This window comes from Agathobacter sp. LCP21S3_B2, assembly GCF_052118705.1.
Lineage (GTDB): Bacteria > Bacillota > Clostridia > Lachnospirales > Lachnospiraceae > Roseburia.
Genome location: NZ_JBQKGQ010000012.1, coordinates 12338 through 23995, shown reverse-complemented (window position 1 = coordinate 23995; position 11658 = coordinate 12338). Strand labels below are relative to the sequence as shown.

8 protein-coding genes are annotated in these 11658 nt (G+C 42.5%); 6 read left to right on the top strand and 2 right to left on the bottom strand.

Features of this window, described 5'->3' with window-relative positions:
* The first annotated feature begins 40 nt into the window (after positions 1-40).
* From ACTQ1L_RS09995 to galT, 4 genes are all read left to right on the top strand, one after another.
* A complete protein-coding gene (locus ACTQ1L_RS09995; protein WP_441366909.1) occupies positions 41-3124 on the top strand; it encodes a glycoside hydrolase family 2 TIM barrel-domain containing protein in 3084 nt (1027 codons plus the stop codon).
* Between the two features lie 137 nt (positions 3125-3261).
* Positions 3262-4371 carry a glycoside hydrolase family 53 protein gene (locus tag ACTQ1L_RS09990; RefSeq protein ID WP_441366907.1) on the top strand — a complete coding sequence of 370 codons (1110 nt, stop codon included), beginning with the start codon at positions 3262-3264 and terminating at the stop codon, positions 4369-4371.
* A gap of 167 nt (positions 4372-4538) precedes the next feature.
* Positions 4539-5708 (top strand): galactokinase, encoded by a 1170-nt coding sequence (locus ACTQ1L_RS09985; RefSeq protein WP_441366905.1) that lies wholly within the window; start codon positions 4539-4541, stop codon positions 5706-5708.
* Positions 5709-5775: 67 nt separating this feature from the next.
* Positions 5776-7311 carry a UDP-glucose--hexose-1-phosphate uridylyltransferase gene (galT, locus tag ACTQ1L_RS09980; RefSeq protein WP_441366903.1) on the top strand — a complete coding sequence of 512 codons (1536 nt, stop codon included), beginning with the start codon at positions 5776-5778 and terminating at the stop codon, positions 7309-7311.
* Between the two features lie 281 nt (positions 7312-7592).
* Here the strand turns inward: galT and ACTQ1L_RS09975 are convergent, their stop codons facing one another.
* Positions 7593-8936, bottom strand: coding sequence for an MATE family efflux transporter (locus ACTQ1L_RS09975; RefSeq protein WP_441366901.1), 1344 nt, complete (start codon positions 8934-8936; stop codon positions 7593-7595).
* 247 nt (positions 8937-9183) lie between these two features.
* On the opposite strand from ACTQ1L_RS09975, the gene hisC reads away from it, so the two are divergent.
* On the top strand, positions 9184-10242 hold the full coding sequence (hisC, locus tag ACTQ1L_RS09970; RefSeq protein WP_441366900.1) for a histidinol-phosphate transaminase: 1059 nt from the start codon (positions 9184-9186) through the stop codon (positions 10240-10242).
* Entirely contained in the window at positions 10236-10703 is a 468-nt protein-coding gene (locus tag ACTQ1L_RS09965; RefSeq protein WP_321111245.1) for a COG2426 family protein, read from the top strand. Before hisC ends, ACTQ1L_RS09965 begins: the two co-directional genes overlap by 7 nt.
* Here the strand turns inward: ACTQ1L_RS09965 and ACTQ1L_RS09960 are convergent.
* The gene (locus ACTQ1L_RS09960) at positions 10690-11544 is read right to left on the bottom strand and encodes a CPBP family glutamic-type intramembrane protease (protein ID WP_441366898.1); all 855 of its coding nucleotides are present in this window, start codon (positions 11542-11544) and stop codon (positions 10690-10692) included. The two genes, ACTQ1L_RS09965 and ACTQ1L_RS09960, sit on opposite strands and share 14 nt — an antisense overlap.
* Positions 11545-11658: the final 114 nt, after the last annotated feature.

Sequence of the window (11658 nt, the reverse complement as noted above, 5' to 3'; positions counted from 1 at the left end):
GTATCAAATAATAAATACAGTAGATAGGAGTGTAAAAAATATGAGTAATTTTGATTCAAATATCATTAAGAATCCGGAAATATTTGAGCAGAACAGACTTGCGGCTCATTCGGATCATGTGTGCTATAAAAATGAACTGGAGAAAATTAAAGGAAAATCAAGCCTGAGATATGATATGAACGGCTTATGGAAGTTTGCATATGCGAAGAATCAGTCCCTGGCTCCTTGTGGCTTTGAGGCAGCTGACTATGATTGCAAAGGCTGGGATGAAATCAGGGTTCCGGCACATATCCAGATGGAAGGCTATGACGTGCCAATCTATACGAATACCACATATCCGTGGGAGGCTGACGAGTCTATAAAGCCGGGCGAGGTACCTGAGATTTTTAATCCGGTTGCAAGCTATGTGAAGTATTTCACAATCCCTGAGAATATGAAGAACAAGAGGGTGTGTATTTCGTTCCAAGGAGTGGAGAGCGGTTTTGCACTCTGGCTGAATGGACACTATGTCGGCTACAGTGAGGACACATTTGATCCGTCTGATTTCGAGCTGACTGATTATATTGTCGAGGGTGAGAACAAGCTTGCGGTCAGGGTATGGAAATGGACATCAAGCAGCTGGTGTGAGGATCAGGATTTTTACAGATTTTCAGGCATTTTCAGAGATGTATTTTTGTATGCCGTTCCTTGTGCACATGTGGAGGATCTGTCAGTTGTTCCTACACTTAATGATACCTTTGACGAGGGCACACTTAGTGTGTCAATAAAGGCAGATGGTGATGGTATTGCAAGTGTAAAGCTTTATGAGCTGGGCGATTTGTCTGTGGAAAAATATGACAGGGCAAAACTTTTATTGGAAGAGTTTGACATAGAGCTTAGGAATAAGGAAATCTGCGAGGGCTCATGTAATGTGAAAAACCCTCTGTTATGGAGCGCTGAAAAGCCGAATCTGTATGAGGTTAAAATTATAGTTAAAGATACGCATGGAAATGAGACTGAGTTTATCAGCCAGCTGGCAGGCTTCAGAAGATTTGAGATGGTAGACGGACTCATGAAGCTAAATGGTAAGCGTATTGTATTTAAGGGTGTAAACCGCCATGAGTTCAGCTCAATAACAGGGCGTGTGCCAAACCGTGATGAGGTGATAAAGGATATTGTCACAATGAAAAAGAACAATATCAATGCTATAAGAACAAGCCACTATCCTGATGATTCCATGCTCTATAAGCTTTGCGATATTTATGGAATTTATATGATTGCTGAGAACAATCTTGAGAGTCATGGCACATGGGAGGCATATAATAAGGGCTATGTTGACCTTGACTTTGTTGTGCCAAAGGACAAGCCACAGTGGAGAGAAATGATGCTGGACCGTGCCAACTCATGCTATCAGAGGGATAAAAATCATCCGGCAATCCTTATCTGGTCATGCGGCAATGAGTCGTTTGGCGGCAAGACCATATATGAGATGTCACAGCTTTTCAGACAGCTTGATAAGCATCGTCTGGTGCATTATGAGGGAGTATTTAGCGATAGAAGCTATAATGACACAAGCGACATGGAAAGCCAGATGTATACTCCGGTTGCAGGCATTGAAAAATTCCTGGCAGAGCATCCTGAGAAACCGTTTATCTGCTGCGAATATACACATGCAATGGGAAATTCCTGCGGTGCTATGCACAAATATACAGAGCTTACAGACCGCGAGCCTAGATATCAGGGCGGATTTATCTGGGATTATATTGACCAGTCAATCTACAAAAAGGACAGATACGGCAAGTGGTTCCTCACATATGGCGGAGATTTCGGCGACAGGCCTACAGATGGAGATTTCAGCGGAAACGGCATCTGCTACGGCGGAGAGAGAGAGGCTTCTCCAAAGATGCAGGAGGTGAAGTTCAATTATCAGAATATCTCGGTTGATTTTGACAGCGACTACATCTTTACAGTCACAAACAAAAATCTCTTTGTAAATACATCGGTTTTTGATGCTTTTGCCATTCTTCTTGCAGACGGTGAGGAGGTCTACAGGACCAGGCTTCAGATATCTGTTCCACCGATGGATAGGGCAAGCTATGAGGTGCCGGTGACTCTTAAAAATTCCATGATAGATGTGGAAAAAGAGTACTGTATTGTGGTATCATTTGTATTAAAGGAAAACACCATATGGGAAAAGGCCGGATATGAGATTGCATTCGGACAGCATATGATAAAGAAGCCTGTAAGTGAGTATTCATGCGACAAATCAGTTGAGCTTGTTGTTGGAAACGGAAATATCCTTGTAAGAGGTGAGAACTTTAAGGCACTTTTCTCAAGAATGAATCTGGGAATGGTTTCATATGTATACGGTGGCGTCGAGATGCTTCCAAATACTATCCCACTGCCGAATTTCTGGAGAACACCTACCAACAATGATTCCGGCAACATGATGCCACAGCGCTATGCACAGTGGAAGATTGCCAGCATGTATGTGACCACCAGACAGAATCAGCGCTTTGCAGATACATCACCAAGGGTAGAAAAAAATGATAACAATATCGCCATCACATACACTTATTTCATGCCTACCACACCGCAGAGCTCATGCGAGGTGACATACAGAGTGTTTGGTGATGGAACAATCGAGACAACTCTGTCATATGATCCTGTAAAGGAACTTGGCGATATGCCGGAGTTTGGCATGATGTTCAAACTGGATGCCGATTATGATACAGTGAAATGGTATGGACTCGGACCACAGGAGACATACGAGGACAGACAGCATGGCGGAAAGTATGGTGTATACGAGAATAAAGTGGCAGACAACATTGCCGAGTACCTCGTTCCGCAGGAGAGCGGCAACAAGTGCAGAGTAAGATATGCAAAGGTAATGGATAAGAAGGGCAGAGGCATGCTGTTCTTTGGTGATGAGCTTTCGTTCTCGGCACTGCCATATACACCACATGAGCTGGAAAATGCAGCGCATCATTTCGAGCTTCCACCTGTACACTATACTGTTGTCCGTGTGGCAAAGAAGCAGATGGGTGTAGGCGGAGACGACAGCTGGGGCTCACATACTCATCCGGAGTACCTGCTTGATGCCTCAGAGAAAATAAAATTCACATTCTGTTTCCGCGGAATCTAGCATTTTAAGGTTGTCAGGAATATTATTATGCATTTTGAGAGCAGGGACTACTACTGGGACTGCTCTCATGGTGTAAATAAATGATATAAGGATAAATGATATAAGAATAAATTATATAAGAATTAAGGAGAATTAAAATGTCAAAATTTATTAAGGGTATGGATTTATCGACCTTGCTCGAGTTGGAACGCTGCGGAGCAAAATACTACGAGGATGGAAAGGAGAAGGATATTCTTGACATCATGAAGGAGCATGATGTTGACACAATCCGCATTCGACTGTGGAATGATCCAAAATCAGAGGATGGTGAGCCTTACGGTGCGGGGAACAATGACCTGGCTGAGACTATCGCTATCGGAAAAAAGGTTACAGATGCAGGCTTTGGAGTGCTTTTGAATTTCCACTACAGTGATTTCTGGGCAGATCCGGGAAAGCAGATTAAGCCAAAGGCATGGAAGAATTTCGGTGTGGACGAGCTGGAGCAGGCTGTATATGATTTTACACTTGAAAATCTGACAAAGATTATTGAGGCAGGTGTAAATGTCACAATGATTCAGGTAGGTAATGAGCTTTCAAACGGACTTTTGTGGCCTGAGGGAAATGTACCTAACTACGATAATATAGCAAAATTTGTGAATGCCGGAATACGTGCCTGCCGCAAAGTAAATGCTGATATTCCGATTATGATTCACCTCGATAATGGTGGAAACAATGAGCTTTATGTCAGATGGTTTACAAACTTCATCGAAAGAGGAGAGGAGTTTGAGTATATCGGATTGTCATACTATCCTTTCTGGCACGGCTCTCTCGAACAGCTTGAGTTCAATATGAACGATATTGCAAAGCGTTTCAATAAGGACCTTATCATCGCTGAGGTATCCATGGGTTTTACAATGGACAGCTATCAGGAGTACGAGAAGCTTGCTGATTCTGAGCGCAAGGGTTATGCGACAAAACCAGAGCTTGTTGAGAAGATAGATTATCCTATGACTATTGAGGGTCAGGCTGACTTTACAAAGGATTTCTTAAACAGGGTGGCAAATGTGGTGGATGACCACGGAAAAGGATTTTTCTGGTGGGAGCCTGCGTGGATTCCTGTACCGGGCTCAGGCTGGGCTACACCTGCTTCACTTAAGTACATGAATGATCCGGGACCATGCGGCAATGAGTGGGCAAACCAGGCACTTTTTGACTATGATGGAAATGTGCTGCCGGCACTTGATGTTATTAAGAATTTTAAAAAATAAAATAATAACATATGTAATTTTGTTGCATGATTTGATTTGTTATGTTGCATTTTCAGTCGGATGTATTGCAATGTAAAAATGTGCAGTTATAATAGAGTTATAAAGAAAAAACGAAATATTTTAACTATCAATTTAACGCAAATACAATCAGCAAAGGAGAAGAAAAAATGATACAGCAGAACGTATTAGACAAATTCAAGGAGCTTTTTGGAGCAGATGGGGATATCAGAGTATATTTTGCTCCGGGACGTGTAAATCTGATCGGTGAGCACACTGACTACAATGGAGGACATGTGTTCCCTTGTGCACTGACCATCGGTACATATATGGCAGCAAGAAAGCGCGATGACAGGAAGCTTCGTTTCTACTCTATGAATTTTGACAATCTGGGTGTGGTTGAGTCATCACTTGATGAGTTTACACCTGATCCGGACGGACTTTGGATAAACTATCCAATGGGCGTTATGTGGGCCTTCGAGGGACGCGGAATGAAGCTTGAAAGCGGTCTTGATATTGTTTTATTCGGAAATATTCCAAACGGCTCAGGACTTTCTTCATCAGCATCTCTTGAGGTGGTTACAGGATATATGTTAAAGGATATTTATGGCTTTGACGTGACAAATCAGGATATTGCACTTATCGGTCAGTATTCAGAGAATAACTACAACGGCTGTAATTGCGGTATCATGGACCAGTTTGCATCTGCAATGGGCAAAAAGGACAATGCAATTTTCCTTGACTGCAATACTCTTGATTTTGAGTATGCACCAATCGTTTTGGACGGTGCAAAGATCGTGGTTACAAACAGCATGGTTAAGCACAGCCTTGTAACAAGTGCTTACAATGACAGAAGAAATGAGAGTGCACAGGCTCTTAAGGATTTACAGACAGTATGTGACATCAAGACTCTCGGTGACCTGACAGATGAAGAGTTCGAGGCTCATAAGGATGCGATTAAGGAAGAGGTTGCACGTAAGAGAGGCAAGCATGCGGTTTATGAGAACCAGCGTACCATCAAGGCTGTTAAGGCATTGAAGGAAAATGATATTGAGACATTTGGAAAGCTTATGAATGATTCACATGTATCACTTCGTGATGATTATGAGACATCATGTCCTGAGGTTGACGTACTTGTTGATGAGGCATGGAAGATTCCGGGTGTTATCGGATCACGAATCACAGGCGGCGGCTTTGGCGGCTGCACAGTCAGCATAGTAAAGGACGAGGCTATTGATCAGTTTAAGGCAAACCTGACAAAGGCCTATGAAGAGAAGGTTGGAAAGACACCTGAGTTTTATGTTGTTTCAATCGGAGACGGACCTAGCCGTCTGGCATAAAATTAGCAATATGAAATAACAGTAACGGATAAATAGGTTTTTCCCGACAATGATTAAGGAGCATGACATGATTCAGGAGAGAATATTAGAATTAGTAAAATATGGTCTTACAACAGGACTTGTTGACCCTGCTGATGAGGTATACACAGTAAACAGACTTCTCGAGGTACTCGGAGTGGACGACATCGAGGACGAGACATTTGAAAAGGTCGAGGCTCAGCCGGCATGGACACAGGAAGAGGCAGAGGAGAAGCTTGAGGGTATACTCGAGGATATGATGATATACGCATATGACAATGGCATCATGAAAGAAAACAGCATTGTATACAAGGATCTTTTTGATACAAAGCTGATGGGCTGCCTGGTAAATGCACCAAGCGTGATCAGAGCTCGCTTTAAGGATTTATACGACAATCAGTCTTCACTTGCGGCAACCGATTATTTTTACAAATTAAGCTGTGACAGCAATTATATCAGAAGACAGCGCATAAAGAAGGATATGAAATGGACTACAGACACAGAGTATGGCACACTTGATGTGACAATCAATCTCTCAAAGCCAGAGAAGGATCCAAAGGCAATTGCTGCCGCTAAAAATGCAAAGCAGAGTGCATACCCAAAGTGCCAGCTTTGTAAGGAAAATGAGGGCTATGCAGGTCGCGTAAACCATCCTGCAAGAGAAAACCACAGAATTATCCCTGTTACAATAAACAACAGCCAGTGGTTTTTCCAGTACTCACCATATGTATACTACAATGAGCACTGTATCGTGTTCAATTCAAAGCATACACCGATGAAAATCGAGCGTGCCACATTTGGAAAGCTGCTTGATTTTGTGACACAGTTTCCACACTATTTTGTAGGCTCAAATGCAGATCTGCCAATCGTTGGAGGCTCTATCCTAAGTCACGACCATTTCCAGGGCGGACACTATACCTTCGCTATGGCAAAGGCTCCGATAGAGAAAGAAATCACATTCAAGGGCTACGAGGATGTTGAGGCAGGTATCGTAAAATGGCCTATGTCTGTTATCAGAATCAAGTCAGCAGACAGGGATAGGCTTATTGACCTTGCAGATAAGATTCTTCTTGCATGGAGAGGCTATACAGATGAAGAAGCATTTATTTTTGCAGAGACAGATGGAGAGCCACACAACACTATCACACCTATAGCAAGACGTCGTGACGGAGACTATGAGCTTGACCTTGTGCTCAGAAACAACATCACAACAGAGGAGCATCCGCTTGGCGTATATCATCCGCATGCCCACCTTCATCACATAAAGAAGGAGAATATCGGACTTATCGAGGTAATGGGACTTGCAGTGCTTCCGGCCAGATTAAAAGGTGAGATGGCAGAGCTTAGGGATGCAATCCTTACAGGAAAGGATCTGCATTCGACTGAGACTCTTGCATCACATGCTGACTGGGCTCTTAAGTTTATGTCTAAGTATGATAAGATTGATGAGTCTAATATTGATGGTATCATCAATGAGGAGATTGGACTTGTATTTAAAGAGGTGCTTGAGTGTGCAGGAGTGTACAAGTGCACTGATGAGGGACGTGCAGCGTTCCGAAAATTTATAGATGCGGTAAATGCATAAGATTTTCAATTATCTTTTTATAATGCGGAAAGCACCGGCGAACCATACTATATATTTCGCAAGTACTACGCAGCTAAGAAGCAGTAAGAATTATGATTTAGGGTGTTTAGACCATGACACAACCGGCTTTTATGTGCCGTTCATGGCACATAACGCCTTGCCCCAGCGTCCATGCTGGGGCATTGTTGTATATGGACATAATTCTAACTGCTTCTAAGCTGCTTCGTAAAGCTCAATATATAGTATGATCCGCCGGTGCTTTCCTCGGCTGTGAGATAAATTTACCGTTTTTGTAGCTCATGCAGGCAGTGGATGAATGCAGGCACCAGGAAGGCATCTGCGAGAATCCATGCGAGTGGGCTTGCAAAGCAGGCGGCAGAAAAGCCGAATATCGGTACAAATACAAGTCCGATGAGCGAACGCGCAATCATTTCTGCTACTCCTGCAAACATTGCAAAACCTGAAAAGCCCATGCCCTGTATGGTGAAACGGACTGTGTTTACCAGAACGAGCGGTATGTAGAAAAATGCACTTGTCAGCAGAAACTGATGAGCCTGTGCGACAACCTCTGTTTCGCTTGGCGATACAAACAGGTAAATCAGATAGTTGGCTATAAACAGCAGTGCCACAAAAATCAAAACCGAATAGATCGATCCTATAACTGAGGCTGAAATAAGCCCCTTCTTTACACGTTTAAATTTGGCTGCGCCGACATTTTGTCCGCTGTAGGTGGCCATTGTGGAGCCGAGTGCGTCAAATGGACACATCACAAACATTGAAATACGGCTTGCAGCGGTCATTGAGGCAACTGCGATGGAGCCTAAGCCGTTTACGGCAGTCTGCAGTATGACGCTGCCTATAGCGGTTATCGAATACTGAAAGCCCATAGGAAGTCCCATGATCATCAGATTTCTGACATATGAAGAGTCAAGCTCCAAATCATTTCTGCTTACATGCAGCAGAGGTACCTTTTTTGCTATGTAAATGATGCACAGCACTCCTGATATACACTGTGACAGTACGGTTGCAAAAGCCGCTCCAAACACGCCCATGTTAAATACCAGAATGAAAAGTAAATCAAAACCGATATTTAGAACAGCCGCGATTATAAGGAAAATAACAGGTATGACCGAGTTGCCGAGAGATCTCAGATATCCTGACAGCAGATTGTACAGTATTGTGGCAGGAATGCCAGCAAATATGACAATCAGATACTGGTAGGCGAGGTCGTAGATGTCGCCTGGCGTATTCATCCAGGTCAGAATCTGACCGCAGAGAAGCACAGTGAGTGCCGTCATGGTTATTGCGATAATTACAGACACAATTCCTGCATTTCCTACATATTTTTTAAGTCCTTTTTCATCCTTGGCACCAAAGCGCTGGGCTATTGGAAGCGAAAAGCCGGCACACACACCCTGGCAGAAGCCGATGATGAGAAAGCAGATGCTTCCGGTAGAGCCGACTGCGGCTAAGGCCGAAACACTTAGAAAACGGCCGACGATTATAGTATCCATAAGGCTGTAAACCTGCTGGAAAAGCATTCCGAGAAGCAACGGAAGGGAAAAGCCCAGAATGAGCCTGGTAGGAGAACCTACAGTGAGGTCCTTTGAATTATTTCTAGTCATTATTTATAATCCCCCTTGATTAAAAATAGATAAAAAAATATATATAAAATAATGATTAAGTGTAATATACAACCTTTACAAACATAAGTAAATGAGGTAAAGTAAAATTGTTAGCATTTTTTTGGGTGCATATTTTAAAGTGAATAAAAACGCTGATTTTATGTTTGATATCATGTTTTTTGAAAAGAAAATTGAATGATCAGTAAATATGTATGGGCTGACATATAATTAAATTTGGAGGAAAAGAATGAGAGACTGGGAAAATAACATTCGAAAGGTTGTACCTTATACACCGGGAGAACAGCCAAAGAATACCTGTGTTATTAAGTTAAATACAAATGAGAATCCATATCCGCCAGCGCCGGGAGTGAAGGAGGTTTTAAGTAATTTCAATACAGATGATTTAAGACTGTATCCTGACCCAAAGGTTGATAAGCTGGTAAATGCAATTGCGGATTTCTATAAGATAGACAGCTCGAAGGTGTTTGTCGGAGTTGGCTCTGATGATGTACTTGCCATGATTTTCATGACCTTTTTCAATTCAAAAAAGCCGATACTGTTTCCTGACATTACGTATTCATTTTATGATGTGTGGGCAGATATGCTTCGAATCCCTTATGAGCAGCTTCCATTGTCTGATGATTTTTCAATAGTACCGTCAGATTACTATAAGGCAAACGGCGGAGTAGTATTTCCAAACCCTAATGCTCCGACAGGAAAGCTCATGCCTCTTGATGAGATAGAGGATATAATAGAGCACAATCAGGATGTAATTGTCGTAGTAGATGAGGCATATGTAGATTTTGGCGGGGAGAGTGCGCTGCCACTCATTGACAAATATGATAATGTCATAGTGGTACAGACATTCTCGAAATCACGCTCGCTGGCAGGCTCAAGAGTTGGTTTTGCCATGGCAAGTCCTGTGCTTATCAAGTATCTGAATGATGTGAAATATTCGTTCAACTCATATACAATGGACAGAATCACAATTGAAGCAGCTACAGCAGCGGTAAAAGACAGAGCATACTTTGAAGAGACCACAGCAAAGGTCATAAAGACACGTGAGTGGACAAAGAAAGAGCTTAAGAGACTTGGCTTTACATTCTGTGACTCAAAGAGCAACTTTATATTTGCAAAGCCTGCAAATGTTTCTGCAACAAAGCTTTTTGAGGACCTTAAGGCAGATAATATATTTGTCAGACATTTCAGCTCACCTGAGCGAATCAACGACTATCTGCGAATATCCATAGGAACCGATGAGCAGATGCATACACTAATTAAATTTTTGGAGAATTATTCATGTTAAAAAAATATATTTACATCTTTTTACTTTCAATGGTACCTATCTTTGAGCTCAGAGGGGCAATACCGGTTTCGCAGGTGATGGGGCTGCCGATAGTGCCATCATTTATCGTTTGTATCATTGCAAATATGCTTCCGGTACCAATTATTTATCTTTTTGCAAGAAAGGTGCTCATATGGGGAGCAGACAAACCAATCATTGGAAAGTTCTTTAGCTTCTGCCTTGAAAAAGGAGAGAAGGGCGGCAAGAAGCTTCAGGCAAAGGCAGGAAAAGGTCTGTTTGTTGCACTTTTACTTTTCGTAGGTATCCCTGTTCCGGGAACAGGTGCATGGACAGGAACACTTGCTGCAAGTATCCTTGATATGGATTTCAAGTCAACAGTTGCCGCTGTCATGCTTGGAGTACTGCTTGCCGGCATGATTATGATGATAGTAAGTCTGGCGGGCGTGTCTATATTCCTGTAGAATTTATGGGGAGCTTTCTTCGTCCTTTGTTAAACAGTACAAATCCGACCACCAGTGAAACAATTGTAACAGCAATCACAATCACAAAGACCACTACACTATTACCGGGATCAGGGAAAAATCCTGAAAGTGTGCCCCAAAGGTTGAAAAGCAGATGAAGCACCATAGAGTAGTAAATAGAGCCACCGTGTTCGCACACATATCCGAGCACTATGCCAAGCGCAAAGGCATATATGCCCTGAATCCAGTTGAGATGGAACAGTCCGAAAAGTGCAGCCTGCATCAGATTGGCAAGTGCAAATGGCAAAGCCTTTCTGGCACAGCGCATGGTCACACCGCGGAATATAAGCTCCTCACAGATTGGCGCCAGTATTACAGAATAAAGTACTGTTACAAAGGTGGTATCTGTGATGCCTGATGTCTCAAAAAGCTCATTGTACTGCTGCAGCCAGTCGGGACGGATGTAGCCGGTTAAGTTAGCGATGAAATTGGCAGCAAACTGTGTACCCGGCACGAGTATGACGATTGCCACAAGCATCATGGGATTGAAGGTTTTCTTAGGGGATGGAAGAAAATTACCTTCGTATCTGGCATAGTACCACATGCCAAAAATCGCAATGGTAATGAGTGCATAGATGACCATAATCATCATGTTAAAATTTACAGAGGTAAATGTCTGTTCAAGGCGGTCCGATACGTTTGCAGACGGAAAAGCAAGCTTTCCGACAAAACCCTGTCCAAACACCCCCATGCCCGTCATAAAGAATAAGGCGATAGTCTGAATTGCCTCAACTGCAAGCAGTGGGACAAATGTGTAAAAGAAATATCCTACTTTTTTCATTTTCAATTTACTCCATTCTGATTTATTAGGCGATAGTAACACTAGTATAACATATCATAATTTAATTGCAAGAAAGCTGTTTACTTTAAAACTTTAATATGTTAAAATTAAAAG

What these genes read in the sequence shown, in the direction of transcription:
- ACTQ1L_RS09995 (WP_441366909.1), top strand. Translation starts at nt 41, where the DNA reads ATGAGTAATTTTGATTCAAATATCATTAAGAATCCGGAAATATTTGAG.
- ACTQ1L_RS09990 (WP_441366907.1), top strand. Translation starts at nt 3,262, where the DNA reads ATGTCAAAATTTATTAAGGGTATGGATTTATCGACCTTGCTCGAGTTG.
- ACTQ1L_RS09985 (WP_441366905.1), top strand. Translation starts at nt 4,539, where the DNA reads ATGATACAGCAGAACGTATTAGACAAATTCAAGGAGCTTTTTGGAGCA.
- galT (WP_441366903.1), top strand. Translation starts at nt 5,776, where the DNA reads ATGATTCAGGAGAGAATATTAGAATTAGTAAAATATGGTCTTACAACA.
- ACTQ1L_RS09975 (WP_441366901.1), bottom strand. Translation starts at nt 8,936, where the DNA reads ATGACTAGAAATAATTCAAAGGACCTCACTGTAGGTTCTCCTACCAGG.
- hisC (WP_441366900.1), top strand. Translation starts at nt 9,184, where the DNA reads ATGAGAGACTGGGAAAATAACATTCGAAAGGTTGTACCTTATACACCG.
- ACTQ1L_RS09965 (WP_321111245.1), top strand. Translation starts at nt 10,236, where the DNA reads ATGTTAAAAAAATATATTTACATCTTTTTACTTTCAATGGTACCTATC.
- ACTQ1L_RS09960 (WP_441366898.1), bottom strand. Translation starts at nt 11,544, where the DNA reads ATGAAAAAAGTAGGATATTTCTTTTACACATTTGTCCCACTGCTTGCA.